The sequence below is a fragment of the Pimelobacter sp. 30-1 genome (genome assembly GCF_018831735.1).
Taxonomy (GTDB): Bacteria; Actinomycetota; Actinomycetes; order Propionibacteriales; family Nocardioidaceae; genus Nocardioides.
Window position 1 is genome coordinate 156,021 of the sequence record NZ_NHTS01000005.1, and the last position, 26,398, is coordinate 182,418.

The 26,398-nt window shown below is 72.9% G+C and carries 27 protein-coding genes; 10 read left to right on the top strand and 17 right to left on the bottom strand.

The genetic code is table 11. The annotated features are described in order from the left end of the window. Positions 1-6: 6 nt before the first annotated feature. Positions 7-1,911, bottom strand: coding sequence for a translational GTPase TypA (gene typA, locus CCO04_RS12120; RefSeq protein WP_215814404.1), 1,905 nt, complete (start codon positions 1,909-1,911; stop codon positions 7-9). Between the two features lie 66 nt (positions 1,912-1,977). On the opposite strand from typA, the gene CCO04_RS12125 reads away from it, so the two are divergent. Next, positions 1,978-2,667 carry an aspartate/glutamate racemase family protein gene (locus CCO04_RS12125; protein WP_215814405.1) on the top strand — a complete coding sequence of 230 codons (690 nt, stop codon included), beginning with the start codon at positions 1,978-1,980 and terminating at the stop codon, positions 2,665-2,667. A gap of 64 nt (positions 2,668-2,731) precedes the next feature. Here CCO04_RS12125 and CCO04_RS12130 read toward each other — a convergent pair whose 3' ends face one another. The 4 genes from CCO04_RS12130 to CCO04_RS28520 all read right to left on the bottom strand — a co-directional run bounded on the left by CCO04_RS12130 (position 2,732) and on the right by CCO04_RS28520 (position 5,677). Then, on the bottom strand, positions 2,732-3,901 hold the full coding sequence (locus tag CCO04_RS12130) for a hypothetical protein (protein ID WP_215814406.1): 1,170 nt from the start codon (positions 3,899-3,901) through the stop codon (positions 2,732-2,734). 113 nt (positions 3,902-4,014) lie between these two features. Then, positions 4,015-4,299 carry a PqqD family protein gene (locus CCO04_RS12135; RefSeq protein WP_215814407.1) on the bottom strand — a complete coding sequence of 95 codons (285 nt, stop codon included), beginning with the start codon at positions 4,297-4,299 and terminating at the stop codon, positions 4,015-4,017. After that, positions 4,277-5,224, bottom strand: coding sequence for a hypothetical protein (locus tag CCO04_RS12140; RefSeq protein ID WP_215814408.1), 948 nt, complete (start codon positions 5,222-5,224; stop codon positions 4,277-4,279). The genes CCO04_RS12135 and CCO04_RS12140 overlap by 23 nt, the downstream gene beginning before the upstream one ends. 12 nt (positions 5,225-5,236) lie before the next feature. After that, on the bottom strand, positions 5,237-5,677 hold the full coding sequence (locus tag CCO04_RS28520) for a lasso peptide biosynthesis B2 protein (protein ID WP_308281232.1): 441 nt from the start codon (positions 5,675-5,677) through the stop codon (positions 5,237-5,239). A 263-nt stretch (positions 5,678-5,940) separates the two neighbouring features. Here CCO04_RS28520 and CCO04_RS12150 point away from each other — a divergent pair, with 263 nt between their 5' ends. After that, entirely contained in the window at positions 5,941-7,056 is a 1,116-nt protein-coding gene (locus tag CCO04_RS12150) for a nucleotidyltransferase family protein (RefSeq protein WP_215814409.1), read from the top strand. 3 nt (positions 7,057-7,059) lie between these two features. Here CCO04_RS12150 and CCO04_RS12155 read toward each other — a convergent pair whose 3' ends face one another. Further along, positions 7,060-7,800, bottom strand: coding sequence for an SDR family NAD(P)-dependent oxidoreductase (locus CCO04_RS12155; protein ID WP_215814410.1), 741 nt, complete (start codon positions 7,798-7,800; stop codon positions 7,060-7,062). A gap of 130 nt (positions 7,801-7,930) precedes the next feature. Between CCO04_RS12155 and mshA the strand changes: the two genes are divergently transcribed. Then, a complete protein-coding gene (mshA, locus tag CCO04_RS12160) occupies positions 7,931-9,184 on the top strand; it encodes a D-inositol-3-phosphate glycosyltransferase (protein ID WP_252373152.1) in 1,254 nt (417 codons plus the stop codon). Beyond that, the gene (locus CCO04_RS12165) at positions 9,181-9,678 is read left to right on the top strand and encodes a YbjN domain-containing protein (RefSeq protein WP_215814412.1); all 498 of its coding nucleotides are present in this window, start codon (positions 9,181-9,183) and stop codon (positions 9,676-9,678) included. The genes mshA and CCO04_RS12165 overlap by 4 nt, the downstream gene beginning before the upstream one ends. A 27-nt stretch (positions 9,679-9,705) precedes the next feature. Here the strand turns inward: CCO04_RS12165 and CCO04_RS12170 are convergent, their stop codons facing one another. After that, complete coding sequence (locus CCO04_RS12170; protein WP_215814413.1) at positions 9,706-10,983, bottom strand: hypothetical protein; 1,278 nt, start codon at positions 10,981-10,983, stop codon at positions 9,706-9,708. Between the two features lie 454 nt (positions 10,984-11,437). On the opposite strand from CCO04_RS12170, the gene CCO04_RS12175 reads away from it, so the two are divergent. After that, on the top strand, positions 11,438-12,265 hold the full coding sequence (locus CCO04_RS12175) for an oxaloacetate decarboxylase (protein WP_215814414.1): 828 nt from the start codon (positions 11,438-11,440) through the stop codon (positions 12,263-12,265). On the opposite strand, the gene CCO04_RS12180 is transcribed toward CCO04_RS12175, so the two are convergent. The 4 genes from CCO04_RS12180 to CCO04_RS12195 form a co-directional block, all read right to left on the bottom strand. Next, positions 12,222-12,611, bottom strand: a complete 390-nt coding sequence (locus CCO04_RS12180; RefSeq protein ID WP_215814415.1) for a class F sortase — start codon at positions 12,609-12,611, stop codon at positions 12,222-12,224. The genes CCO04_RS12175 and CCO04_RS12180 overlap by 44 nt on opposite strands. Before the next feature lie 302 nt (positions 12,612-12,913). Then, complete coding sequence (locus CCO04_RS29775) at positions 12,914-14,314, bottom strand: DUF11 domain-containing protein (RefSeq protein ID WP_215814416.1); 1,401 nt, start codon at positions 14,312-14,314, stop codon at positions 12,914-12,916. A gap of 133 nt (positions 14,315-14,447) precedes the next feature. Then, the gene (locus CCO04_RS12190; RefSeq protein ID WP_308281188.1) at positions 14,448-15,617 is read right to left on the bottom strand and encodes a sigma-70 family RNA polymerase sigma factor; all 1,170 of its coding nucleotides are present in this window, start codon (positions 15,615-15,617) and stop codon (positions 14,448-14,450) included. Further along, positions 15,614-16,033, bottom strand: coding sequence for a YciI family protein (locus CCO04_RS12195; protein WP_215814417.1), 420 nt, complete (start codon positions 16,031-16,033; stop codon positions 15,614-15,616). Before CCO04_RS12195 ends, CCO04_RS12190 begins: the two co-directional genes overlap by 4 nt. A gap of 131 nt (positions 16,034-16,164) precedes the next feature. On the opposite strand from CCO04_RS12195, the gene CCO04_RS12200 reads away from it, so the two are divergent. Both CCO04_RS12200 and CCO04_RS12205 read left to right on the top strand, forming a co-directional pair. After that, a complete protein-coding gene (locus tag CCO04_RS12200; protein WP_215814418.1) occupies positions 16,165-17,112 on the top strand; it encodes a DMT family transporter in 948 nt (315 codons plus the stop codon). 63 nt (positions 17,113-17,175) lie between these two features. Further along, positions 17,176-18,285: a hypothetical protein gene (locus tag CCO04_RS12205; RefSeq protein WP_215814419.1), complete on the top strand. Its 1,110-nt coding sequence runs from the start codon at positions 17,176-17,178 to the stop codon at positions 18,283-18,285. Here the strand turns inward: CCO04_RS12205 and CCO04_RS12210 are convergent. Continuing rightward, on the bottom strand, positions 18,282-18,959 hold the full coding sequence (locus CCO04_RS12210; protein ID WP_215814420.1) for a response regulator transcription factor: 678 nt from the start codon (positions 18,957-18,959) through the stop codon (positions 18,282-18,284). The two genes, CCO04_RS12205 and CCO04_RS12210, sit on opposite strands and share 4 nt — an antisense overlap. Then, the gene (locus CCO04_RS12215) at positions 18,956-20,167 is read right to left on the bottom strand and encodes a cell wall metabolism sensor histidine kinase WalK (protein ID WP_215814421.1); all 1,212 of its coding nucleotides are present in this window, start codon (positions 20,165-20,167) and stop codon (positions 18,956-18,958) included. Before CCO04_RS12215 ends, CCO04_RS12210 begins: the two co-directional genes overlap by 4 nt. A gap of 122 nt (positions 20,168-20,289) precedes the next feature. Here CCO04_RS12215 and phoU point away from each other — a divergent pair, with 122 nt between their 5' ends. Next, the gene (gene phoU, locus CCO04_RS12220; protein WP_215814422.1) at positions 20,290-20,937 is read left to right on the top strand and encodes a phosphate signaling complex protein PhoU; all 648 of its coding nucleotides are present in this window, start codon (positions 20,290-20,292) and stop codon (positions 20,935-20,937) included. Positions 20,938-21,004: 67 nt separating this feature from the next. Here the strand turns inward: phoU and CCO04_RS12225 are convergent, their stop codons facing one another. Continuing rightward, positions 21,005-22,423, bottom strand: a complete 1,419-nt coding sequence (locus CCO04_RS12225; protein WP_252373153.1) for an MFS transporter — start codon at positions 22,421-22,423, stop codon at positions 21,005-21,007. A 115-nt stretch (positions 22,424-22,538) separates the two neighbouring features. On the opposite strand from CCO04_RS12225, the gene CCO04_RS12230 reads away from it, so the two are divergent. Beyond that, positions 22,539-23,093 carry a TetR/AcrR family transcriptional regulator gene (locus CCO04_RS12230; RefSeq protein ID WP_215814423.1) on the top strand — a complete coding sequence of 185 codons (555 nt, stop codon included), beginning with the start codon at positions 22,539-22,541 and terminating at the stop codon, positions 23,091-23,093. Between the two features lie 3 nt (positions 23,094-23,096). On the opposite strand, the gene CCO04_RS12235 is transcribed toward CCO04_RS12230, so the two are convergent. The 3 genes from CCO04_RS12235 to CCO04_RS12245 form a co-directional block, all read right to left on the bottom strand. Next, complete coding sequence (locus CCO04_RS12235) at positions 23,097-23,843, bottom strand: phosphoglyceromutase (RefSeq protein WP_215814424.1); 747 nt, start codon at positions 23,841-23,843, stop codon at positions 23,097-23,099. Then, complete coding sequence (locus tag CCO04_RS12240) at positions 23,843-24,475, bottom strand: hypothetical protein (RefSeq protein ID WP_215814425.1); 633 nt, start codon at positions 24,473-24,475, stop codon at positions 23,843-23,845. The genes CCO04_RS12235 and CCO04_RS12240 overlap by 1 nt, the downstream gene beginning before the upstream one ends. Before the next feature lie 141 nt (positions 24,476-24,616). Beyond that, a complete protein-coding gene (locus tag CCO04_RS12245) occupies positions 24,617-25,648 on the bottom strand; it encodes a hypothetical protein (RefSeq protein WP_252373154.1) in 1,032 nt (343 codons plus the stop codon). A 251-nt stretch (positions 25,649-25,899) separates the two neighbouring features. Between CCO04_RS12245 and CCO04_RS12250 the strand changes: the two genes are divergently transcribed. Then, complete coding sequence (locus tag CCO04_RS12250; RefSeq protein WP_028654642.1) at positions 25,900-26,385, top strand: CarD family transcriptional regulator; 486 nt, start codon at positions 25,900-25,902, stop codon at positions 26,383-26,385. Positions 26,386-26,398 lie beyond the last annotated feature (13 nt).

Consider the following 26,398-nt stretch of genomic DNA (forward strand, 5'->3'; position numbering starts at 1 on the left):
CGGGTGCTACTTGTTGGCCTTGCGGGCGCGGCTCGCGATCTTGGCCCGCTCGTTCTGGTCGAGGATGACCTTGCGGATCCGCACCGTCTCGGGCGTGATCTCGACGCACTCGTCCTCGCGGCAGAACTCCAGGCACTGCTCGAGCGAGAGCTTGCGCGGCGGGATGAGCTTCTCGAAGTTGTCGGAGGTGGCGGACCGGATGTTGGTCTGCTGCTTCTCCTTGGTGATGTTGACGTCCATGTCGTCGGCGCGGGAGTTCTCGCCGACGATCATGCCCTCGTAGACCTCGGTCGCGGGGTCGACGAACATCGTGCCGCGCTCCTGCAGCGACGTCATGGCGTACGCCGTCGCGGCACCCGAGCGGTCGGCGACGAGCGAGCCCGACTGACGCGAGCGGATCTCGCCGGCCCACGGGAAGTAGCCCTCGGAGATCGAGTGCGCGATACCGGTACCGCGGGTCTCGGTGAGGAAGTCGGTCCGGAAGCCGATCAGGCCGCGGGCCGGGACGACGAACTCCATGCGCACCCAGCCGGTGCCGTGGTTGGTCATGCCCTCCATGCGGCCCTTGCGGTTGGCGAGGAGCTCGGTGATGGTGCCGAGGAACTCCTCGGGCGCGTCGATGGTGAGCCGCTCGAACGGCTCGTGCACCTTGCCGTCGATCTCGCGGGTGACCACCTGCGGCTTGCCGACGGTGAGCTCGTAGCCCTCGCGGCGCATCTGCTCGACCAGGATGGCCAGCGCCAACTCACCGCGGCCCTGCACCTCCCAGGCGTCGGGGCGCTCGGTCGGGAGCACGCGGAGCGAGACGTTGCCGATGAGCTCGGAGTCGAGGCGGTCCTTGACCAGGCGGGCGGTGACCTTGTGGCCCTTGCCGCCCTTGCCGACGAGCGGCGAGGTGTTGGTGCCGATGGTCATCGAGATGGCCGGCTCGTCGACGTGGATGAGCGGCAGCGCGACCGGGTTCTCCGGGTCGGCGAGCGTCTCGCCGATGGTGATCTCGGGGATGCCGGCGACGGCGACGATGTCACCGGGGCCCGCGGACTCGCCGGGCTTGCGCTCGAGGCCCTCGGTGACGAGGAGCTCGGTGATCTTGACGTTCTTGACCTCGCCGTCGCGGCGCATCCACGCGACCTGCTGGCCCTTCTTGAGCGTGCCGTGCTTGATCCGGAGCAGCGCGAGGCGGCCGAGGAAGGGGGAGGCATCGAGGTTGGTGACGTGCGCCTGCAGGGGGGCGTCGGCGTCGTACTCGGGGGCGGGGATGGTCTCGAGGATCGTCCGGAACAGCGGCTCGAGGTCGGTGCCCTCGGGCAGCGTGCCGTTCTCGGGCTTGGTCAGCGAGGCGATGCCGGCCTTGCCGGAGGCGAAGACGACCGGGAAGTCGAGCGCGTCCTGCGAGTGCGAGTCGTCGAGCAGGTCCATGAACAGCTCGTACGTCTCGTCGACGACCTCGTCGATCCGGGCGTCGCCGCGGTCGGTCTTGTTGACCACGAGGATCACCGGCATGTCGGCGTTGAGCGCCTTGCGCAGCACGAACCGGGTCTGGGGGAGCGGACCCTCGGAGGCGTCGACCAGCAGCACGATGCCGTCGACCATCGACAGACCGCGCTCGACCTCGCCACCGAAGTCGGCGTGACCGGGGGTGTCGATGATGTTGATGACCATGTCGCCGTCGGCCATCTCCTGCGCGGACGGCCCGCGGTAGTGGACCGCGGTGTTCTTCGCGAGGATCGTGATGCCCTTCTCGCGCTCCAGGTCACCGGAGTCCATCACGCGCTCGGCGACACCCTCGGCCTGGTGCGCGCTGAAGGCACCGGCCTGGTGCAGCATGGCGTCGACGAGGGTGGTCTTGCCGTGGTCGACGTGGGCGACGATGGCGACGTTGCGGAGATCGGTACGACGAGTCTGGGACACGAACGACCAGCCTACTGGCGCGGGACCTTCCTCCGCGCATCGCCGACGTGACCCTAGACTCAGCCCATGCAGACGATCGGCCTCATCGGCGGTATGTCCTGGGAGAGCAGCGCTCTGTACTACGAGGCGCTCAACCGCGGAGTCGAGCAGCGGCTGGGTGGCTTCCGCTCCGCCAAGACGGCGATGACGTCCGTCGACTTCGCCGAGGTCACCGCCCTCCAGGAAGCGGAGGACTGGGACGGCGTCGCGGCGATCCTGAGCGACGCGGCCGTCTCGGTCGAGCGGGCCGGCGCCGACTTCCTGATGCTCTGCACCACCACCTTCCACCGCGTCGCCGAGCAGGTCCAGGACGCCGTCGGCATCCCCCTGCTCCACCTCGGCGACGTCGTCGCCGAGGCCTGCAAGGCCGAGGGCGTCGAGACGGTCGCCCTCCTGGGCACCCAGTTCGCGATGTCGCGCACCTTCTTCACCGACCGCATCGCCAGCCACGGCCTCGGCGTCCTCGTCCCCGACGAGGCCCGCCACGACGAGCTCAACCGGATCATCTACGACGAGCTCGTGCACGGGAAGGTCCTCGACGACTCCCGCCGCGCCGTCGTCGGCATGATCAGCGAGCTGTGGGACGCCGGCGCCGGCGGCGTCATCCTCGGCTGCTCCGAGCTCGAGCTGCTCGTGCGCCAGGCCGACTCCGAGATCCCGGTGTTCCCGTGCACGTCGCTGCACGTGGCCACCGCGCTCGACCGCGCGCTGGCCTGACCGGCGCCGCCCTGCCCGCCCCGCCCTGCCCCGCCAGGGAGGCCGGGCGGCCGGGCGTTGGGTGTCAGGCCAGGCCGAGCGCCGGGCCGGTGTTGGTCCAGTAGCCGCCGACGGAGATCGTCTGCCCGCTGCTGAACCCCAGCGAGGCGCACATCGCGCCCGTCGGCGTACTGGAGATGGTCAGGCCGGAGGCCCCCGACCCCGGCGTGAACCGCTGGGTCGTCTCGTTGAAGCTGCCGTTGACCGACCCGGTGATCGTGAACGAGCACCAGCCCGTCCGGGCGTAGGCCAGGGTCACGTTGGTGAGCCGGGTCGGCCAGACCAGGCCGGTCGCATCCGGTGCCGCGGTGACCACCAGGTTCCAGGAGCCCGACGGCGTGAGGGTGGCCGGACCGGAGCACCCGCTCGTCGCGTTCGTCGGGAGCGACACCGCTGGCGATCCGTAGGCACGAGGCGTGCCCGGGTTCACCACCGAGCCGCTCATGGTGAAGGTCGGGCAGGTGGTGATCAGCTGGTTGGCCGGGATGTCGTGGAGGCTGACGTTGGTGCCGACGAAGGCGACCGTCGTACCGGTGGCGCCGAAGCCGGCGGTCGCGGTGAGCGGGGTGCTGCCCGCCGGCGGGGTGTTGGTCCAGTAGCCGCCGACGCCGATGGTGTCGCCCAGCTGGAAGTCGAACGTGGCGCACAAACCTCCGTTCGGGACCCCGAGGTTGCTGATCGGGGTGCCCGTGATGGTCAGGCCGGAGGCACCAGCGGCGGGTGTGAACCGCTGTGTGGACTGGTTGAAGGTTCCGTCGATGTATCCGCCCATCGGGAAGCTGCAGCCCGAGGTGAAGTTGATCGTGACGTTCGAGATGCGGGCGGGCCAGACCGCCCCCGTGGGCGCACCCGTGAAGGCCAGGTTCCACGTGCCGACCTGGGTCAGGGTGCCCGGGCCCATGCCACTCATGCAGCCGCTGGAGGTCATCGTCGTCAGTGATGCAGCCGGGCTGCCGTAGGTGCGCGTGACGCCCGGGTTGATGACGGTGCCGCTGAGGTTGTTCGTCGGGCAGCTGATCGTCTGGGCGGCTTCGATGTCGGTGAAGGTGATCCCGGTACCGACGAGGTTGATCCCCGGCCCACCGGTCGGCGTGTACCCGGTGGCGTGCGCCGCCGGAGCGGTCAGCGACAGCGTCGCGGTGAGCGCGGCGACCGTGCCGGCCAGCAGGGTTCCGATACGGCGGGGGATCTTCATGGCGCGCTCCTCGGGGTGGGTCTGGAGCGACCGTCCGGCGAGTTGTCCGTACCTGTCAAGGCGCGCAGGGGCGCGGCGACGATATGGCGTACGGGCGTCCGGTCCCGCAGGTCTCAGGGCGCCGCGAGCACCATCCGCTTGCCCCGCAGCTGGTCCAGGAACGCCTGGACGTCGGCGCGGCAGCGCTCAGCCGTGACGTCGTACTCCGCGGCGACCAGCGCGCACAGCTCGGCCAGGTCGCGGGGCTCGGCGAGGTGGCGCCAGAGGGTCGCGGCGACGCCCTTGACGGAGTAGTACTCGCCCTGGGCGAGGCCCATCATCACGAACTCCTCGCCCATCTCGACGGCGTGGAGGTCCGGGTCCCGCACCCATCGTTCAGGCTGGTCGGCTCGGCGCATGCTGGTGCTCCTCTCGGCCCGAGACGTCGGTGCGGATGTCACTGCGGATGTCGGTGAGGATCGCGTCGGCCGAGGCCGCGACCGAGTCGATCCCGTGGGGGCGCTCGACGCGGGCGATCCGGGCGGTGCCGACCAGGGCGGCGCTGCGCGCCAAGTGCGTACGACGGAGGTCGCCCACAAGGATCTCGTTGCGATAGCCGTGCTCGTGCAGGCAGGCGAACGCCGCCGCCCCCGCCACAGGTACGACGCGCAGCGGCCCGTCGTGCCGGTCGAGGACGTACAGCCACCGGACCGGCACCGGCGCGAGGACGCCGGGGGCGCGGTCGAGGGGCACGTGGAACTTCGCGAAGGCGGCGTCGACCCGCGCCAGCCCCGCCGTCGGTACGCCGATCCGGTCGAGCGCGTCCTGCCACAGCTTGATCCGCGGCCAGCCGGCCAGGGCCCGGCCGGCGGCATCGACGGGCACCACGTCGTCGCTGAGCACGAGGTGCCCGCGCCGGTGCATCTCGGCGGCCAGGGTGGACTTCCCGGCGCCGGAGTGGCCGAGGACGATCGCGGCGGCGCCGTCGACGACGAAGGCGTTGCCGTGCAGGACGAGCAGGCCGCGCTGGGCGAGCAGCGCACCGAGCGCCGAGCCGAGCAGGAACAGCCGCAGGCGATCGGGGGAGACGCCCGGCGCGGCCTGGATCGTGATGCGTGCGCCGCCCTCGCACGCGTAGCGACCGACGTCCGGGACGTCGATCCCGACCCGCGCGCCGTCGACCCACAGCCCGCGTGGGAGCAGGGTCGCCGATGACGACGGGGGCGCCACCGCCCCCAGCCGTACGACGACATCGGGGCGCGGGCGCGACGGTCCCGCGGGCTCCGGTGCCAGGTCGGGCAGCGGGAGCTCGCTGTCGATGCGCAGTCCGTAGCCGGAGTACATGACGTGAGCGGTTCAGGGATGCCAGCTGAAGCGGCCGACGGGCGTCCACTCCCGGGTCGAGCCGCCGGTGACGGTCGCGTCGCCGACGGTGACCCAGGCGTGCGCCCGCAGGTCACCGGCGGTGCCGCGGCGCAGCCCGAAGACGACCGTGTGCGGGACCCGGGCAGCCCGCAGCAGCAGGCGCGCGGTGAGCGCCTGCGGGTAGCAGTCGGACGTCCACGGGGTCCGCGTCGCGGCGTACCGGACCACCCGGGCCACCGACCGGGCACGACCGAGGTCGCGCGCGGTGGCGTCCGGGCAGGCCGGGGTGACCGAGGGCGCGGCTGCGTCCGGTGCGGCCGGCTCGCCGAGGAGGCGACGTACCGCACCGAACGGCAGGACCACCGTCAGCAGCCGCGTGAGGCCGAGCAGGCACCACGCGACGGCCGCAGCCAGGCGGAACCTGAAGGTCAGCTGCCGAGCCCGAGGGTGATGTCGATGTCGATGTCGATGTCCTGCGTCGCCGTGAGGCTCAGGGACTCGAGCGTGGGTGCAACGTAGCTCAGCTTCATAGGAGCTCCTTGGGTGCTGGACGGAGGGAGGGAGTGCTCCGTCACCACTGCAACGCGGCGGGCGGTCCCCAGGACACGTCCTGATCGCCGGTTCACCCCATTTTTAACCTTTGCCGACTCCGGGTTCGGCTGAGCCGGGCCGTCACCGCGTGCCACGCTCGCGCGGTGACCGGTGCCGCGCTCGACCTGCTCTGCCGCCTGGTGCGCAGCGCGCTCGACGCCGAGGAGGGCCGGGCGACCGGCGGTACCGTGCCCCTCGGGGAGGTGCCGGTGCGCGACCTCCTCGACGCCGTACGACGGCACCGGGTGCCCGAGCTGCTGCTGGCCCGGGCGGACGTGCTGGGCCTGCCCGCCGAGGTGGTCCGGGTCCTCGGCGCGATGGTCGAGGGTGCGCGCGGGCAGCGCCAGGTGCACGTGCTCGAGACGGTCCGGGCCTGGCGGCTGCTCGACGCGGCGGGGCTCGACCCGCTGGTGTTCAAGGGGGTCGCGCTCGCCGTGCTGACGACCGGCGACCCGGCCGCGCGCGGCGCGGGCGACGTCGACCTGCTGGTCCGCCCGGAGGCGGCCGCCGCGGCGCACCGCCTGCTCACCGGGGCCGGGTGGGCGCTGCACGAGCAGGGCCGGGTCGAGCCGGACATGTGGGCCTGGCGGCACGTGCAGCGGTGGGGCCACACGCTGACCTACCTGGGCGCCGGGGCCGACGTCGACCTGCACTGGCGCCTCGACGCCATGCCCGGGGCCCAGCCGGCCACCGCGGACCTCCTCGCCCGCCGTACGACGGTCGCGGTCGGCGGGGTCCGGCTGCCCACGCTCGCGCCGGCCGACGCCTTCCGCCACCTCGCGGGCCACCGCGAGGGCTGGACCTGGCTGCGCACCCTGGTCGACCTGCGCCGGCTGGCTCGCGACCCCGCCGTCCTCGCCGAGCCGCTCTCGTCCCCGGCGCTCACCTCGCTGGCCGCGGCCCGCGCGACGGTCGGGCTGCCGGCGACGGTGCCGGCGGCGGTGCTGGCCGCGCTGGACCGGGTCCCCGACGCGGCCCTGGCCCGGGCCCGCGCCGCCCACGAGCACCCGGTCGCGATCTTCGGCGGCGCCCGGGCCGGGCGCGAGGTGCGCAACGGGCTGGCCACGGTCCGCGGCGCCCGGGACGTCCAGCAGCTCGCGATGACGCTCGTGCTGCCGGCGCACGCGGCGCTGCCGGTCCGCTCGGCGACCGCCTGGGGCGGGGTGCCGCGGGCGGTCGCGCTGCGGGTCCGGCGGATCCGGCGGCTGGTGGGCCGCTGAGGGTCAGACCCGGTGCACCTTGTGCGCCGCGGCCTGCGCGCGCGGCTTGATGACGAGCTCGTCGATGTTGACGTGCGCCGGGCGGGTGGCCACCCAGGCGATCGCGTCGGCGACGTCCTCGGCGACCAGCGGCTCGGCGACCCCGGCGTAGACCGCGTCGGCGCGCTCCTGGTCGCCGCCGAAGCGGACCAGCGAGAACTCGTCGGTGCGCACCATCCCGGGCGCCACCTCGCAGACCCGGACCGGCTGGTCGAACAGCTCGAGCCGCAGCGTCTCGGTGACCACCTTGGTGCCGTGCTTGGCGGCGGTGTAGCCCGCCCCGCCCTCGTACGCCGTGCGCCCCGCGGTCGAGCCGATGTTGACGATGGTGCCCGCGCCGCTCGCCACGAGGGCGGGCAGGAGCGCCTGGGTGACCTGCATCAGGCCGAGCACGTTGACGTCGTACATCCGGCGCCACTGTTCGGGATCGGCGTCGGCCACCGGAGCCAGGCCGATCGCGCCGCCCGCGTTGTTGACCAGGACGTCGAGCCGTGGGCCGACCGCCGCGGCGAGCGCGGCCACGGAGTCCACGGAGGTGACGTCGCAGACGACGGCCCGGCCGCCGATCTCGGCGGCGAGCGCCTCGATGCGGTCGGTACGGCGGGCGGCGCAGACGACCGTGAACCCCTCCTGCGCGAGACGGCGCGCGGTGGCCGCCCCGATCCCGCTGGAGGCTCCGGTCACGACGGCGGTGCGGGTGCTCATGGACCCCATCTTGGACGAACGGGAATGCCAGGCACACTGGGAGGGTTGACCGATCGACCGGGATTGGGCGAGCAGAGCGCAGACGACTGCGGGAGGTGGCATGGCAGAGGCCGCGATCAAGCGTGTCGCCATGATCAGCCTGCACACCTCGCCGCTCGACCAGCCCGGCACGGGGGACGCGGGCGGGATGAACGTCTACGTCCTCGAGGTCGCCCGCCGGCTCGCCGACTGCGGCATCGCCGTCGACATCTTCACCCGGGCCACCAGCTCCCAGCTCGACCCCGTCGTCGGCGTGCGCGACGGCGTGACCGTGCACAACGTCCACGCGGGCCCCTTCGAGGGGCTCGCCAAGGAGCAGCTGCCCGGTCAGCTGTGCGTCTTCGCGCGCGACGTCCTGCGCGCCGAGGCGGAGCACCCGCCGGGCCACTTCGACGTCGTCCACTCCCACTACTGGCTCTCCGGCCAGGTCGGCGCGCTCGCGCGCGACCGCTGGGGCGTGCCGCTGGTGCACTCGATGCACACGATGGCCAAGGTCAAGAACGAGGCGCTCGCCGCGGGCGACGCCCCCGAGCCCGAGGCCCGCGTGATCGGCGAGGAGCAGGTGGTCGAGGCCGCCGACGTGCTCATCGCCAACACCGACCTCGAGGCCAAGCAGCTCATCAACCTCTACGACGCCGACCCGGGCCGGGTCGAGGTGGTCCACCCCGGCGTCGACACCGACGTCTTCCGGCCGCTGACGCCCGCCCAGCGGGCCCGGGCCCGCCGCGAGCGGGACCTGCCCGCCGACGCGCTCGTGCTGCTGTTCGCCGGCCGGATCCAGCCGCTCAAGGCGCCCGACGTCCTGCTCCGCGCGGTGGCCGAGCTGCTCGTGCGCCGGCCGGACCTGCGCGCGCGGCTCGTCGTACCCGTGGTCGGGGGGCCGTCCGGCAGCGGCCTGGAGCGCCCGGCCGCGCTCGCCAACCTCGCCGCCGAGCTGCGCATCGACGACGTCGTCCGCTTCGTCCCGCCGGTGCCCCAGCACGAGCTGGCCGGCTGGTACGCCGCCGCGAGCGCCGTCGCCGTCCCCTCCTACAACGAGTCGTTCGGCCTGGTCGCCGCCGAGGCCCAGGCCTCCGGCGCCCCGGTCGTCGCCGCTGCCGTCGGCGGCCTGACCACCGTCGTCCGCGACGGCCGCAGCGGCCTCCTCGTCGACACCCACGAGCCGCACGACTGGGCCGTCGCGCTCGAGCGCGTGCTCGGCGACGCCGACCTGCGCGACCGGCTCGCGGCCGGCGCGCTCGTCCAGGCCCGGGAGTTCTCCTGGGAGGCCACCGCCGCCCAGACCCTCGCCGTCTACGAGCGCGCGCACGCGCTGCTGCGCCACGAGGCGGGTGCGGTGCGATGAGCGAGCCCGCCGCCGTCGTCCGCGCCTGGTTGCGCGACAACGAGATCGAGTTCGACGAGACCGACGAGGGCAGCGTCTTCAGCTTCGCGCTGCCGGGCGAGAAGAAGCTCCAGACCCCAGTCCGCCTCGACCTCGGCCCGCACGCCCTCGGCGTCCACGCCTTCGTGTGCCGCCGGCCCGACGAGGAGTTCGAGCGCGTCTACCGTTGGCTCCTCGAGCGCAACATGAAGATGTACGCCGTCGCGTTCGGCATCGACCACCACGGCGACATCTACCTCGACGCCCGCCTGCCGCTGTCGTCGGTCACGACCGACGACCTCGACCGGCTCCTCGGCTCGGTGCTCACCTATGCCGACGAGGCGTTCAACACCATCCTCGAGCTCGGCTTCGAGTCGTCCATCCGCAAGGAGTGGGCGTGGCGCATCGAGCGCGGCGAGTCGACGGCCAACCTCGAGGCGTTCCGCGGCTGGCTGGAGGCGGACCAGCAGGACTGATCCGCCCCCAGGCTCAGCGCTGCGCGCTCAGCGGCGGATCTTCCAGGTGACCTTGGCCGGGGACGCGTCCCGGCGGCCCGAGTTGTCGATCGCACGGACCAGAACGGTGTGCTTGCCGGGCTTGAGCTTCTTGAGCCGCAGCGGCGACGCGCAGCTCTTCCAGCCCTTCTTGTCGACCTTGCACTGGAACGTCGAGTCGCCCTTGGTGGACTTGAACGCGATCGTCGCCTTGCGCGCCTTGGTCGAGCGCTTGGGCTTCTTGGTGATCACGGTGTTGGGCACGGCGTCGGTCTTGATGACCAGCTGGACGCCGGTGATGAACCCACCGTCGCTGGTGTCGTCGTCCACGACGTACAGGCGCCAGGTGCCGTTGGCGACCCCGCCCGCGAGGTCGGAGAGCTCGTCGCCGTACGGCCCGGGGGGAGCGGGTGCGTTGAAGACGTCGGTGTTGTCGTCGTTCGACGGTTTGAAGGTCCCGGAGGTGCATGGCCCGCCGTCGGTCATCGCGGCCGCCGCGCTGTCGTCGAACCGGAGGTTCGCATTGACGAGGTCGGTGCCACCGCAGACGTCGGACATCAGGAGCGTCGAGGCGCCCGCCGGGCTGACCAGCAGCAGGTCGAGGTCGTCGGGATAGGTGTGGAAGACCCCGTTGAGCACGACGTCGACGTCGGTGATCCGGCCCGGCTGGTCGCTCACCGTCCGCTGGAAGGGGTACGGCGTGGCGAGCCCCGTCGTGGGGATCGAGATCGCCGCGGGCCCGGTGGTGATCTTGAGCGTGAAGCCGCCCGTGATCGAGCCGCCGTCGTTGAGGGTGTCGTCGAACACGACGAGCTGCCAGGTGCCGACCGGGTTGGTGCCGTTGAAGCCGGCCAGGGTGCTGCTCAGCGTCGTCGCCCCCGACGGCGTCGTGTCGCCGCCGCCGATGTTGGTCGGCCGGTAGGAGCCCGTCGCGCAGCCGGTGGGCACCGGGCCCGCGGCGGCGTCGTCGAAGGTGAGGGTGCGCCCGCCGACGTTGGTCGTGCCGCAGGCGTCCGACATCAGCGGTACGGCGATGGGGTTGCTGCCCGGCCCGCGGAGCCAGATGTCGAGGTCGGACGGGTGAGCGTGGCCGAGGCCGTTGAGGACGACGTCGACATCGGTGATCCGGCCGCCGATGCCCGAGACCTGGATGCTCGAGGTCGTCGAGCCGTTGTCGACGACCGCGATCGGTGCGGAGTTGGTGAACGTACCGCTGGCGGCCTGCGCGGGACCTGCGGTGCTGAGGCCGACGGCGAGGCCGCCGGCCGCGAGAAGGCCTGCTGTCATCAGTGCGAGACGACGCATGGCTGCTCCTTCCGGGAGTGAGAGCCCGGCCAGCCGAGGGAGCCACGCGTCCGGCTGTCGCGGGAAGGGTCACTTCCGTGTGTAGACCTGTGCCGGGGGCGTCGCCGCGGGAATGCCGATTTCTTTACCCGGGTGGGGAGGGGAGCTCCCGGCGCCGTCAGGCCTGCTGCGGCAGGTGCAGGTGGCCGAAGGCGTGGGCCTCGGGCGAAGGCGAGTCCGTCCGCGTTGGCGGCGAGCACGACGGTCTCGATCCGGCGGGCGCCGAGCCGGTGGGCTCGCTCCAGCTCGGCCTGCAGGTATGTCTCAGCGGCGTCGGGCTCCTGGGGCGGCCTGACCGTGCCGTCGCGACGAGCTCCCCGCCGGCGTCGGCCAGTGCGATGCGGGGCCGGCCGCCGCGGCCCGCCCACCGTCGGTGCCGAGGCCTAGGGTCGCGGCCATGACGACCACCGCCGAGAAGCGCGCCGCCTTCCGGGCCCTGCACGAGCAGGGCTGCTTCGTGCTGCCCAACCCCTGGGACCGCGGCACCGCCCGCTACCTGGAGCACCGCGGGTTCGCCGCCCTAGCGACGACGAGCTCGGGCGCCGCCTGGAGCCGCGGGCGTCCCGACGGATCGGCGACGCGGGACGAGGCGCTCGACCACCTCGCCGACATCGTGGGTGCGACCGACCTGCCGGTCAACGCCGACTTCGAGGACGGGTACGGCGCCACGGCCGACGAGGTCGCTGCGAGCGTCGCGCTGGCGGTCACGACCGGGGTCGCGGGGCTCTCGATCGAGGACGGCGCCGGCGGGACGTCGTACGAGCTGGGGGTGGCGGTGGAGCGGTTGAGCGCCGCGCGGGAGGCGATCGACGCCAGCGGGCACGACGTGCTGCTGGTCGGGCGGGCCGACGGGTTCTTCAACGGCCGTCCCGACCTCGACGACATCCTGACCCGGCTCCGCGCCTTCAGCCGGGCCGGTGCCGACTGCCTCTACGCCCCGGGGATCACCGCGCCCGACCAGGTCGCCGCGGTCGTCGCGGCCGTCGCCCCGCGGCCCGTCAACCTCCTCATCGGCGGCCAGAGCGAGCTCACCCTCGCTCGCGTCGCCGACCTCGGCGTCCGTCGGGTCAGCGTCGGCGGCGCCTTGGCCCGGACGGCGTGGGGCGGGGTCCGGACGGCCGTCGACCGGCTCGCCGAGGGGTACTTCGACGGGTTCGCCGGCGCCGCGCGGGGCGACGAGCTCAACGCACTGTTCGGGTCGGCTGAGGCGCGAGGTCGACGATGAGGTTGTCGGCGTAGTGGAAGGCGCCGCCGGTGCCGCTCTGCCGGCTGGCGCAGGTGATCAGCCGGAGCCGGCGCTCGGTGCCCGGGAGGAACTCCGCTCGGGACAGCGCGTCCTTCGCGACGTGGCGGACGCCGACCACCCGCCAGCGCCGCTCGGCGCCGTCCTCGTCGACGGTGACCGCGACGGCACCGACCTGCACGTCCCACAGCGCGAGGAAGGCGCCGGCCCGGTCGGTCCGGTCGCTCACGTGGCCGGTGATCACGGTGGGGGAGCGGCCGTCGTCCGCGAGGGGCGCGCCGTCGCTCCAGATCCCCGCCCGCCGTACGTCGTCCGGCGGGCTGAGCACGGAGCCGTCGAACCGGATCGGGTCCAGCGGCGCCCGCAGCCCGACGCTGGCGATCTCGATCCGCGGCCCGGTCGCCGGCAGGACGACGGGCGCCGCGGCGGCGCGCGGGCGCGCGAGGACCGGCTCCGCACTCGGCGCCGCCCACGACGGGGTGGGCGGCAGGAGCCTCAGGCCGGTCGAGTCCGCGCACAGCAGGGCGCCCAGCAGCAGGGCCAGGGCGAGCGCACGGCCGAGGGGCCGGCGCCGTCGCTGAGAACGGTGCCGGCCCCTCGTCGCGTGCTGCGGGGTGGAGATGGTGCTGCCTAGCCCTCGACGCCGCGGCGCCGGGTCGCGAAGGCGGTGAGGCCCGCGGCCAGGGCGAGACCGAAGCCGGCCAGACCGGTGATCGCGCTCCACGGCGTACCGGTGCCGTCGTCCGCGCCGCCGGCGGGGACGCTCGGGTTCTCGGGGACCACGGGGTCCTCACCGTCGGGGTCGCTGCCGTCCGGGTCGGGCTGGGTGCGGTCGGTGACCGCGGCCGTGTTGTTGGCCAGGACGGGGTCGTCCTCGTTGCCGGTGACCTCGGCGCGGTTGCGGACCGTGCCGGTGAAGCCGGCCGGAACCTTGCCGGTGACCTCGACCGCGACCGCGTCACCCGGGGCGAGCTCGCCGCCGGTGCAGGTCACGTCGTTGCCCGCGACCTGGCAGGCGGTGCCGGCCGCCGCGGTCGTCGCGGTGACGTCGGTGAGCACGGCGGGGACGGCGTCCTCGAGCGACCAGCCGGTCGACCAGCCGCGGCCCTTGTTGGTGACCGTCAGCGTGTAGCTCACCGTCGCGCCCGGGGCGAAGTCGCGGGAGGTCTTGGTGAGCGCGAGGTCGGCCGGAAGGCCGGGCGAGGCGGCGCCGTCGTTCGCGGAGCTCGACGGGCCGGTGCTGACCTTGACCACGGTGAACGTCGGGTTCGCCGCGGCCGGGGAGGTCACCTGGATCCGCTCGACCTGGCCGGTCGCGTTGTGCGAGAAGCCCATCGAGCCGTCGGCGTAGGTCCACGCGGCGCCGGTGAACCCGGTGTCGACGCGGCCGTCGGACAGCGTCCAGGTGGTCACCGTGCCGTCGGCCGGGGTGATCCGGACCATCGTGCGGTTGGCGCCGACGCCCCACAGGAAGCCGCCGGAGAAGGTCCAGTCGGAGACGTCGCCGTACGACGCCATCGAGCCGGTGAGCGGGATCGTGTTGCCGACCTGGACGCCGGTCGCGGGGTCGATGACGTACATCTGGGTCGCGGTGTGCACGGCCGCGTAGATGTTGCCCGACGCCGGGTCGATGGCGCCGAGGTTGAAGCTCGTGCCGCCGAGCTCCCAGGTGGCGGTGCCGACCCGGGTGCTCGTGCCGCCCTGGCCGATCCGCACCAGGGAGCCGGTCGGGATGCCGTTGCCCGCGCCGACCGCGAAGCCGTAGAGGTAGTTGTCCTCGGTCGAGAACGACAGGCCGTTGTACTGCACGCCGGACGGACCGCCCTCGGCGCCGAACGAGAAGTTGCCGTTCGCGTCGGGCTCGGCGATCTGGAGCTGGCTCGGGTTGCCCTGGACGATGTAGACGGTCGGCTTCGCCGGGTCGAACGGGTCACCGGGGGCGGCGTGCGCGGCCGGGGCCAGGCCGACGACGGCCAGGCCGGCGGCGGCGGTCAGGCCGGCGAGGGTGACGAGGGGGGACGTTGCGTTCACGGACGAGATCCTCCGAACGGGGGTAGGACGACTCCGGAACGTAGTGAGCACGCGCCTCCTCGGTCGCCCGATTGAGCCCCAGATCGACGAATTGACCCCTGCCCGGGTGACGCGACCGGCCCCGCTTCGGGGGTCAGGCCGGCGCGTTGAGCCGTGCCGCCTGCCGGGTCAGGTGGTCCCGCTCGGCCGTGGTCGAGGCTCGCGCGGCGGCGCGCGCGTAGAGCCCGGCGGCGCTCTCCCGGTTCCCGGCGCGCTCGTGCAGCCAGGCGGCGACGGCGTCGCGGCGGGGCAGGTCGCCGGGGAGGCCGTCGAGCACGCGCAGGCCGGCGAGGGGGCCGTCGACCTCGCCGACGGCGACGGCCCGGTTGAGCGCGACGACGGGGCCGGGGGCGAGGCGGAGCAGCTCGTCGTACCACTCGAGGATCTGGGGCCAGTCGGTCTCGTCGGCGCTCGCGGCGTCGTCGTGGAGCGCGGCGATGGCGGCCTGGGCCTGGTACTCGCCGAGCGCGTCGCGGGCGAGCGCGGCCTGCAGGACGTCGACCCCCTCGGCGATGAGCGCGGTGTCCCAGAGGCCGCGGTCCTGCTCGGCCAGGGGCACCACCGCCCCCGAGGCCGTACGTCGAGCGCCCCGCCGCGCGTGGTGCAGCAGCATGAGCGCCAGCAGCCCCGCGACCTCCGGGTCGTCGCTGGAGGCGGCGAGCTGGCGGGTCAGCCGGATCGCCTCCTCGGCGAGGTCGACCGCGCCGGTGAAGCCCTCGTTGAAGATCAGGTAGAGCACCCGCAGCACCGCGCCGACCTCGCCGGGGGTGTCGAAGCGCTGGCCCGAGACGGTCTTCTTGGCCCGGGAGATCCGCTGGCCCATGGTCGGCTCGGGGACCAGGAAGGCCTCCGCGATCTGGCCGGTCGTGAGGCCGCCGACCGCGCGCAGCGTCAGCGCGATGGCCGAGGCCGGGGTGAGGGACGGGTGGCAGCAGCGGCTGAGCAGCAGGAGGGCGTCGTCGGCCTGCTCGGCGGGGCCGGGCTCCGGCTCGCGGTGCACCTTGAGCTCGCGCCGCTGGCGGGCGGCGACCGAGCGCTGCTCGTCGATGAGCTTGCGCCCGGCCACCTTGACCAGCCAGCCCCGCGGCTCGGCCGGCGTCCCGTCCTGCGGCCAGTGCCGCCAGGCCTCGACCAGCGCCTCCTGGACGGCGTCCTCGGCCGCCGCGAAGTCGGCTCCGCGGCGGACGAGGATGCCCAGGACCTGGGGCGACAGCGTGCGCAGCAGGTCCGTGATGTCGTCGGGCACCGGCGGCACCGGGCTCACTCGGTGACGGTCGGCGGCAGCTCGGCCATGAACGGACGGACCTCGAGCCACTCGTGGATCGGGGCGCCGTCCTTGCCGGGCGCCGACGAGAGCCGGGCGGCGGCCTGGTAGGCCCGCTCGGGGGAGTCGACGTCGATGATCATCCAGCCGGCGATGAGGTCCTTGGTCTCCGCGAACGGGCCGTCGGTGACCGGCGGGCGGCCCTCGCCGTCGTACCGGACCCAGGTGCCCTCGGGCGAGAGCGCCTGGGCGTCGACGAACTCACCGCTCTCGCGCAGCTCGTCGGCGACCGTCTGCATGAACGCGATGTGGGCGGTGACGTCCTCGGGGGACCACTGGTCCATCGGGATGTCGGTACCCGGGACCCAGGCGGGTCCGGTGCGGCGGTAGTGCTTGAGGAGGAGGTACTTGGCCATCGGGGGCTCCTTCGGTCCGAGACGGCCATCTTGCCGCCTTCACCCCCAGGACGGAGCCGTTGGCACGGTCTCGACATCGGTTGGCAGAAAATCTTGGCGCCGATGTCGGCGCTGGTCCCTAAGGTTCTTCTGTGACGAAGCGTGGATGGTCGCTGTTCCTGGCGATGTGCCTGATCTGGGGGCTGCCGTACCTGTTCATCCGGATCGCGGTCGAGGACGTCTCGCCGGCCGCCCTGGTGTTCCTGCGGACGGCGCTCGCCGCGCTCGTCCTGCTCCCCATCGCGCTGGTCCGGCGCGAGGTTGGCCCGGTGCTGGCCCGCTGGCGCCCGCTGGTGGTCTTCGCGGTCATCGAGATCATGATCCCGTGGGTCCTGCTGGGCCACGCCGAGCAGCGGATCTCCTCGTCGCTGGCGGGTCTGCTCGTCGCCGCGGTGCCGCTGTTCGGTGCCCTGGCGTTCCTCGTCACCTCCCACGCGGAGCGGTTCACGCTGTCCCAGACCGGCGGCCTGGTGCTCGGGTTCGCGGGCGTGGCGAGCCTGGTGGGCCTCGACGTGAGCCACATCGACGTGCTCGCCGTGGTCGAGATGCTCGGCGTCGCGATCTGCTACGCCGCGGGGCCGCTCGTGCTCGCGCGCTCGTTCTCCGACGTCTCGGGGCTGGGGGTGATGGCGTGCGCGCTCACGCTCACCGCCGTCGTCTACGCGCCGTTCGGGCTGCTCGACCCGCCGACCGACGTACCGGCCAAGGGGTGGGTGAGCATCGTCGTGCTCGCGCTGGTCTGCACGGCGCTGGCGTTCGTGATCTTCCTCGAGCTGATCAAGGTGGCCGGGCCGACCCGGGCCACGATCATCACCTACGTCAACCCGGCCGTCGCGATCGCGCTCGGCGTGGTGCTGCTCGACGAGAAGCTGACCACCGGCATGCTCGTCGGCTTCCCGCTCATCCTGATCGGCTGCGCGGTCGCCGCGGGCGGCCGCGCCCCGGCCGAGGCGGTGGTCGCGGCGCCGGAGCCGGCGGCCGACCTCGCGCTGGCGGTCGAGGGCGAGCCGGACCCCGACGCGGAGCCCTGCCCGGGCTGACCAGGGCCGCGTGGTCCGTTCGGGTCATGCGGACCGGGCCCTGCTTGCCGGAAGATGTCCGGCATGCTGGGTTCGCAGACGCTGGAGGTCGGGATCGGCCTCGCCCTGCTGTTCTTCGTCCTCGCCACGGCGGCCTCGGCGTTCGTCGAGCTGGTCGGCCGGCTCCGCTCGATGCGGGCCAAGGACCTGGAGAAGGCGATCGTCACGATGGTGACCGGCGCCCCGCCGGCCGCTGCCGGACCCGGCGTGGGTGCCGGCGCCGGAGCCGGGGCTGCGGGTGCGGCGGTGCAGCGGCTGACCGCGCTGCTCAACGTCGGCCGGGCCCGGACCAACGCCAGCTACGTCTCGGCCAAGGCCTTCGCGGACGCCGTGACCCAGCTCCTCGACGAGCTCGAGGACAGCGCGACGGCGGACGCCGTCCAGCCGCTGCTGAAGCGCGCGGACACGCTCGCCCGCCAGGCCCGCGGCAACCTGACCTCGGTCAAGGCCGGGCTGGAGACCTGGTTCGACGACGCGATGGTCGACGTGCGCGCGACGTACCAGCGCTATGCGACGTTGTTCGTGCTCGCGGTGGGCTTCGTGCTGGCCGGCCTGGCCAACGCCTCACCGGTGCACGTCGCCCAGGACCTCTGGAAGGACAGCGCGACCCGGGAGGCCGTCGTCGCCGCGGCGGGGGCGACGGTCGCCGAGAACACCCCGGCCCCGGCGGCCAAGCCCGGGAAGCCCGGGAAGCCCGCCCCGCCGGCGAAGCCCGCTCCGTGCACCCAGGGCAGCGAGATCGAGCGCACCGCGTGCGGCGTGGACCGGCTCTCGGCGCTCTCGCTGCCGGTCGGGTGGAGCGAGAAGCACCGGCCGCAGGGCTTCGGGGACGCCTTCTGGCACGTGATCGGCTGGGGTGTCACCGCGCTGCTGCTCATGCTGGGCGCGCCGTTCTGGTTCGACCTGCTCACCCGGCTGGTCAGCGCCCGCGGTGCCCGGGTCAAGCCCGCCAGCGAGGACGACGGCTCGCACACCGCGCTGCTGCGCGCCGATCCCGTGCTCGGGCTCACCGGGTCGACCGGGCTCTCCGCCGGCCTGGTCGACGGGCAGCCCGAGCCGGACTGGCTGGCCCAGGCGCTCAACCGGCCCGCGCTGGCGCTGCGCGAGCCGCCTCCGCCTCCGGCGCCGATCTAGATCTCGAGCTTGTAGCCCAGGCCCCGCACCGTGACGAGGTACTTCGGCTCGCTCGGCTCGGGCTCCAGCTTGGCGCGCAGCCGCTTGACGTGGACGTCGAGCGTCTTGGTGTCGCCGACGTAGTCCGAGCCCCAGACCCGGTCGATGAGCTGACCGCGGGTGAGCACCCGGCCGGGGTTGCGCAGGAACATCTCGAGCAGCTCGAACTCCTTGAGCGGCAGCCGCTGCTCGACCCCGTCGACGGTGACGACGTGGCGCTCGACGTCCATCCGGACCGGGCCCGCCTCGAGGGTGTCGGGGAGCAGCTCGTCGCCGATGCCGCGGCGCAGGACGGCGCGGATCCGGGCGACCAGCTCGCGGGGGGAGTACGGCTTGGTGACGTAGTCGTCGGCGCCGAGCTCGAGGCCGACCACCTTGTCGACCTCGTCGTCCTTGGCGCTGACCATGATCACCGGCACGTTGGAGGTCTGCCGGATGGTGCGGCAGACCTCGGTGCCGGGGATCCCGGGCAGCATGAGGTCGAGCAGCACGATGTCCGCGCCGTTGCGGTCGAACTCCTTGAGCGCCTCGTTGCCGTCGGCCGCGATGGCGACCTCGAACCCCTCCTTGCGGAGCAGGTAGGCGAGGGCGTCGCTGTAGCTCTCTTCGTCTTCGACGACAAGTACCCGGGTCATCGGGCTTCCTCCTGATCTTCGGTGCGTGCGCCCGGCGATTCCGAGGCGGACGCAAGGGGGGTGAGCCGCACGAACGGCCCTCCCTCGTCGTGGTTCGGGTGCTGCGGCAGGATGAGCGTGAACGTCGAGCCCTGCCCCTCGACGGACCAGACCCGCACCTCGCCGCCGTGGGTGGCCGCGACGTGCTTGACGATCGACAGGCCCAGGCCGGTACCGCCGGTCGAGCGGTGCCGGGCGGGATCGACGCGGTAGAACCGCTCGAAGATCCGCTCCACCTCGGCCTCGGGGATGCCGATGCCCTGGTCGATCACCGAGATCTCGACGGCGTGGCCGCTGCTCTTGCGGGTGACGACCACGCGCGACCCGGGCTCGGAGTAGGCCACGGCGTTGGCCACCAGGTTGGAGACCGCCGCGCTGACCTGCTTCTCGCTGCCGAGGACCTTGAGGCCCTCCTCGCCCTCGGCGATGACCTGGATGTCCTTGGCGCCGGCGTTCATGTCGACGAAGTCGACCGCGGAGGCGACGACGTCGTCGATCGAGACGCGCACCGGCGACTCCAGCGGCTCGTCGCCCTGGAGGCGGGAGAGCTCGATGATCTGCTGGATCAGGCGGGAGAGCCGGTCGCTCTCGGTGAGCATCCGCGAGGCGAAGCGGTAGACGGCGTCGGGGTCGTCGGAGGCGTCCTGGACGGCCTCGGCGAGCAGCCGGATCGCGCCGATCGGGGTCTTGAGCTCGTGGCTGACGTTGGCGACGAAGTCGCGCCGGACGGCGTCGACCTGGCGCTCCTTGGTGCGGTCCTCGACCAGCGCGAGCACCAGCCGCGAGCCCAGGGGCGCGACACGGGCGGTGACGTGGCGCGGGGGACCGCCGGCACGCGGCACGATCAGCTCGGTCTCGCGGATCTGGCCGTCGCGGCGTACCTGGCGGATGAGCACCGCGAGCTCGTCGGAGAGCAGCCGGGTGCCGCGCACGAAGCCCATCGCGAAGGCCGGCGCCGACGCCTTGACGACCGCGTCGGACTCGTCGATGACGACCGCGCTGCTGCGCAGCACCGAGAGCACCGCGGCCACGCCGTCGGGGAGCTGGGGCTCCTCGCGGGGGACGTAGGTGCTCTGCTGCCGGTCGCTCAGGTGCCAGGCGAGCATCGCGCCGCCGGCCACGAGGGCACCGAGCAGCGCGGCCAGGAAGGCCTGCGTCGTCGGGTCCACCCCTCGATCGTACGGCGCGTCGCGGGCGCCGCTCCGAATCCGCGGGGCCGTGCTTCGCGATGTTCACCCCGCGTTCACCGCAGGCCGCTTGAAGGACACTTAGCATCCGTAGGCTGGCGCGCATGCGTGATGCGTACACCGACCAGCTCGATGCGATCTTCGACGACCTCGCGGCCATCAGCCGCCGGGTCCAGGTCGCGGTGGCCGAGGCGACCGAGGCGCTGATGACCGGCGACGCGACGACCGCGGAGAAGGTGATCAGCGAGGACGCCGCGATCGACCGGGCCCGCGAGCAGGTCGAGGAGCGGGCCTTCGAGCTCCTCTCGCTGCAGGCGCCGGTCGCCGGCGACCTGCGCACCGTCGTCGCGGCGCTGCGGATGGTCGCCGAGCTCGAGCGGATGGGCGACCTCTCCGTGCACGTCGCCAAGATCGCCCGGCTGCGGGTGCCGGACGTCGCCGTGCCCGACGAGGTCCGCCCGACCTTCGAGCGGATGGGCGCGGTCGCCGAGGACATGGTCGCCCGGGTCACCGAGGTCATCGCGGGCCGCGACGTCGAGGCCGCGATCGCCCTCGGTCGCGACGACGAGGAGATGGACCAGCTGCGCCGGCGCAGCTTCGCCGAGCTGCTCGGCGACGAGTGGACCCACGGCGTCGAGGCGGCGGTCGACATCGCCCTGCTCGGCCGCTACTACGAGCGCATCGCCGACCACGCCGTGTCGATCGCCAACCGGGTGATCTTCGTGGTCACCGGGCACAACCCGGCCGCCTGACCACCGACGCGACGGCCCGCCCCGCATCGTGCGGGGCGGGCCGTTCTGCGTGCTGGTGCCGGTGTCCTCAGGCGGTGGCCGGGAGGACGGTGCGCGGCCGGGCCAGCAGCGAGGCCGCGCTCGCCAGGGCGAGGGCCGCGATCACCGCGGCCGCGGCGAACCCCGCATGGGCGCCGACCAGGAAGTCGCCCGGCCGGGCGTGCGAGGCGTACACCGAGGCGATGACCGCGAGGCCCACCGCGCCGCCGAGCTGCTGCATGGTCTGCAGGAGCCCGGAGGCCGAGCCGGCGTGCTCGGGCTCGACGCCTTGGAGGGCCAGCGAGGTGATCGGCATGAAGCTGCCGCCCATGCTCACGCCCATCGCCAGCAGGGCCGGGAAGACGCCGGTCCAGTAGCTGGTCGACGCGTCGATCTGGAGCAGGTAGAGGAAGGCGCCGAGGACGCCGATCGTGCCGGCCACGATGATCGGCGGCTGCCGGAAGCGGGCCACCAGGCGCGGGGTGATCCGCGACATCGTGAACACGCTCAGCGGGATCGGCAGGAAGGCGAAGCCGGTCTGGAGCGGTCCGTAGCCGAGGTCCTCCTCGAAGTACTGCACCATGAGGAAGAACGTAGCGAGCATGCCGCCGTACAGGGCCGCCATGGTGAGCAGGGTGGCCACGCGGGTCCGGCTGCGGAGCAGGCCGAGACGCAGCAGCGGGTGGCTGTGCCGGGCCTCGGTGACGACGAGGGCGACGGCGAGCGCGACCGCCAGGGCCAGGCCGACGATGGTGTGCGCGGAGAGCCAGCCGTGCTCGGGGGCCTTGATCAGGGTCCACACGAGGGTGGCGGCGGCGCCGGTGGAGGTCACCGCGCCGACCACGTCGAAGCGGCCGGGACGGCGCGGGGTGTCGACCACGTGGCGTCGTACGGTGAGCAGGACGGCGATGCCGATCGGGACGTTGATGAACAGCGTCCAGCGCCACGAGAGCAGGTCGGTGAGGACGCCGCCGAGGAGCATGCCGAGCGCGGCGCCACCCGACGAGACGGCCGTGAAGAGCGCCAGGGCCCGGTTGCGGGCGGCCTCGTTGGGTGCCGAGGTGGTGATGAGGGCCAGCACGGAGGGCGCGGCGATCGCGGCCCCGACGCCCTGGAGGACGCGCGCGGTGACGAGCATCCACGGCTCGGTGGCGAGGCCGCCGAGCAGCGAGAAGAGGGTGAACACGGCCAGGCCGGCCCAGAAGACCGAGAGCCGGCCCAGGACGTCGCCGAGCCGGCCGCCGAGCAGCAGCAGGCCGCCGAAGGCGAGCGCGTAGCCGTTGAGGACCCACGACAGCGACGCGGCGCCGAAGTGGAGGTCGGTGGCGATGTGGGGGAGCCCGACGTTCATCACGGCGGAGTCGAGGACGAGCATCAGCTGGGCCAGCAGCACGATGGCGATGCCGGCGGCGGTCGTGGTCCGGGCGGTCGCCCGGGGTGCCGCGGAGGTGAGCGTGGAGGAAGACAAGGGTGGTGTCCTGTTCTGGCCGGGGTGGCCGAGGTACTCTTAGCGGAGGATGACTCCGGTTAGCCCTCCACGATACGGAGGGTGTCTCCGTTTAGCAAGGGAAAAGGTGATCCACGTGCGCGCCGATGCCGTCCGCAACCGTGAGCGCATCGCGGACATCGCCCGTCAGCTGTTCCGCGAGAAGGGCTACGACGCCGTCTCGATGGACGAGGTCGCCAAGACCGCCGGCGTGGGCGTCGGCACCCTCTACCGGCACTTCCCGACCAAGGAGGCGCTCTACGACGCCGCCATCCAGGCCTGGGTCGAGACGGTCAACGCCGCCGCCGACAAGGCGCTGGCGGGCGAGGGCAGCCCCCGGGAGCGGCTGCTCGCCTGGTTCGAGGCGTACGTCGACTTCCTGACCCGGCACAAGGGCGCGGCCTGGCGGATCACCAGCGCGATGGGCGACGACGACTCACCCTTCGCGGCGAAGTGCCGTACCTACCTCAACGCCAACCAGCGGGTCGTCGACGCGCTGGCCGGCGAGGGCGCGCTGCGCGGCAGCGTCGACGCGATGCAGCTGTGCCGCCTGGTCGGCGGGGTCGCCGCGGTCGTCGACAACAGCGAGCTGGGCGCCGAGGCGGCCCGCTCGATGCTCGTCGTCGTCGCCGACGGCGTGCTGGCCGGCTGAGGCTCAGCGACCCTGGTTGGCCACGGCCGCCGCGGCCGCGGCAGCGGCCTCGGGGTCGAGGTAGCGCCCGCCCGGGACGATCGGGGCGAGGGTGTCCTCGTCGAGCTCGTAGACCAGCGGCATGCCGGTGGGGATGTTGAGCCCGGCGATGTCGGTGTCGCTGACCTGGTCGAGGTGCTTGACGATCGCGCGCAGGCTGTTGCCGTGGGCGGCGACGAGCACGGTGTGCCCGGCGCGCAGGTCCGGCACGATCCCGGCGTCCCAGTAGGGCAGCAGCCGGTCGATGACCTGCTTGAGCGCCTCGGCACGGGGCAGCTCGTCGCCGAGGTCGGCGTAGCGGGGGTCACCGGACTGGGAGTACTCGTCGTCGTCGGCCAGCGGCGGCGGCGGGGTGTCGAAGGAGCGGCGCCAGAGCATGAACTGCTCCTCGCCGTACTCGTCCTTGATGGACTTCTTGTCCTTGCCCTGCAGGGCGCCGTAGTGGCGCTCGTTGAGGCGCCAGGAGCGGCGGACCGGGATCCAGTGCCGGTCGGCGGCGTCGAGCGCCAGCGCGGCCGTGTTGATCGCGCGGCGCTGGAGCGAGGTGTGCACGACGTCGGGCAGGATGCCGGCCTCCTTGAGGAGGTCGCCCCCGCGGACCGCCTCGCCCCGGCCCTTCTCGGTCAGGGCCACGTCGACCCAGCCGGTGAAGAGGTTCTTGGCGTTCCACTCGCTCTCGCCGTGGCGGAGCAGGACCAGGGTGAAGGTCATCAGTGCGCCTCGCCGCCACCGGGGCTGGGGATCTCGTCGGCGCAGGTGAAGTTCGGGTCGGTGGCCCCGTCGTGGCCACCCTCCTCGTCGGCGGCCGCGTCGGCCGCGGCACCGTCCTCGCCCTTGGCGCCCTTGTCGGTGTGGCTGGAGGAGGCGGCCTCGGTCGGGATCTCGGTGTACTGGAAGCAGCGCTTCACGACCGGGACGTCGAGGCTGAAGGACTGGCCGTTGCTGAAGCTGAACTCGAGCGTGATCACGTTGCCCGCGGTGAAGTCACCGGTGAGGTCGACGTGCTCCTCGAAGGTCGACAGGTTGACCGTCCCGTTGGGGGCCACCTCGATCGGCTCGAACTCGGCGGCGGTGATGCCACCGCCGGGCGCGCTGACGCCGGAGAGCGAGGCGTCCTCGGTGCCGTTGTTGACCAGGGCGCCGATGAGCCGGCCCTCGCCCTTGGCGCTCGCGAGCACCCGGATGCCGAGCGCCTTGACGTCACCCTCGCGGTTGTTGACGCCCGCGGCGATCGTGTTGACCCGGTCGGTGGGGTAGTCGAAGCCGCAGGACGAGAGCGTCGCGGCGGCGGGCACGAGTGCCAGCAGCAGTCCGGCGATCGCGGTCGGGCGCTTGAGGGGCATGTCGGCAGGCCTCCGGGTCAGGGTTGATCGGTGCGCGCGGACGACGCGCGCGGGGCGCAGGGTCGAGCGAGCGGGCCTCACTCTAGCGGTCGGGGATGACGGGGAGACGAGGTGGCTCGGTCCCGGCCGCTCGGTCCCGGGTCAGCGGCTGAGGCCGACCTGGGTGCCGACCACGACCAGCGCGATCCCGACCCCCACGGTGAACACGGTCGAGAGCGCCAGGAGCCGGGTCGCGCCCAGCTTGAGCCCCAGCTTGAGCGGCAGGTAGGTCCAGCCGTCCTCGTGGTCGGCGACCAGACCCCACACGGCCCGCATGAAGTGGACGCCGACGCCGAGCAGCGCCGCGAGCGCGACGATGGCCGGCTCGGGGGCGTGGCCCTGGGCCTGGCCGCCCCAGCCGCCGTACGAGAGGTAGGCGGGGAGCAGCGCGAACGACGCCGCCCACGACCACCACGAGAAGAAGCCGGTGCGCAGCACGACGTTGCCGAGCATGCCGATCGCGATCGAGGCCAGGTAGAGGCACCCGGCCCGGATGCCGGTGGTCCACGACAGCGGCAGCACCAGGAGGAAGCCGACGGCGATGGCGTACCAGACCGTGCCCACCGCGAGGCGGCCCATCGCGACCGGCTTGCCGGTCAGGCCGTGCGCCTGGTCGCGCTGGCGGTCGACGATGTCGTTGTGCCAGCCGAGCATGGTCTGGCCGACCAGGACGGTCAGCACCACGACGCCGGCCTCGCGGGCCGGCCGGCCGGTGACCGCTGCGACGACGCCCATCGCGAGCGCGGTGGTGATCGCCTGCTTGGCGTGGGCGGCCTGGAGCAGCTGGATCGCCAGGACGTCGGCCGGGCGGCGTCCGCCGAGCAGGCGCCCGGCCAGGCCGGTGTCCTCGGGGACGTGGGGGAGCGGGGGATGGGTGGGCTCGACCTCGAGGTCGTCCTCGGGCTCGTCCTTGGGCTCGGGCTCGTCCTCGGGCTCGTCGAGCTCAGGCTCGTCGGACTCGTCGGTCTCGGGCGCGGGTGCCGGGGGGAGCTCGGCGACGTCGTCGTCGGCCGCCGCTGCGTCCGGGGAGTCCGTGACCTGGTCGGTGTCCAGCGCCTCGTCGAGGTCGCTGTCCAGGACGGTCGTGTCCTCCCCGGCAGAGCGGCCGCGTCGCCAGCGCTGCATCTTTGCCATGGCGGCAGTATTGACCACGCGAGCCGTGCGCGGGGGCGAGCCCGCCGATCGGCGCGGCTGCTGACCACGGGTGCCTGGTGATCTGCCCCACGTGCCCCAGGGGATGCACGGGACCCGTTGCCGGGGCCGGACGGACCATAGGTCTGCGTGCTTGTCAAGCCGCGGATAGCGCCCCTGACCTGCGCAAACGCATTCGGAGAGTCCTTGATGACGTGGTAAGATAGGTCACCCTAGGAAGGGGTTTTGCTCATATGACTTTCACCGTCGGCGAAACGGTCGTCTACCCCAATCACGGGGCCGCTGTCATCGAGAACATCGAGATGCGGACGATCAAGGGCCAGGAACGGCAGTACCTCGTGCTTCGGATTGTCGCCCAGCAGGACCTCGTGGTCCGCGTTCCGGCTGACAACCTCGATCTCGTGGGTGTTCGGGATGTCGTGGACAAGGACGGGCTGGACAGGGTCTTCGGGGTGCTCCGCGCGGAGCACGTCGAGGAGCCGACCAACTGGTCGAGGCGCTACAAGGCGAACCTCGAGAAGCTCCACAGTGGCGACGTCATGAAGGTGGCCGAGGTCGTCCGCGACCTGTGGCGCCGCGAGCGTGACCGCGGTCTGTCGGCAGGCGAGAAGCGGATGCTCGCCAAGGCCCGCCAGATCCTGGTCTCCGAGCTCGCGCTCTGCGAGAACACCAACGAGGACAAGGCCGAGACCATCCTCGACGAGGTGCTCGCCTCCTGAGCCACTGAGGCAG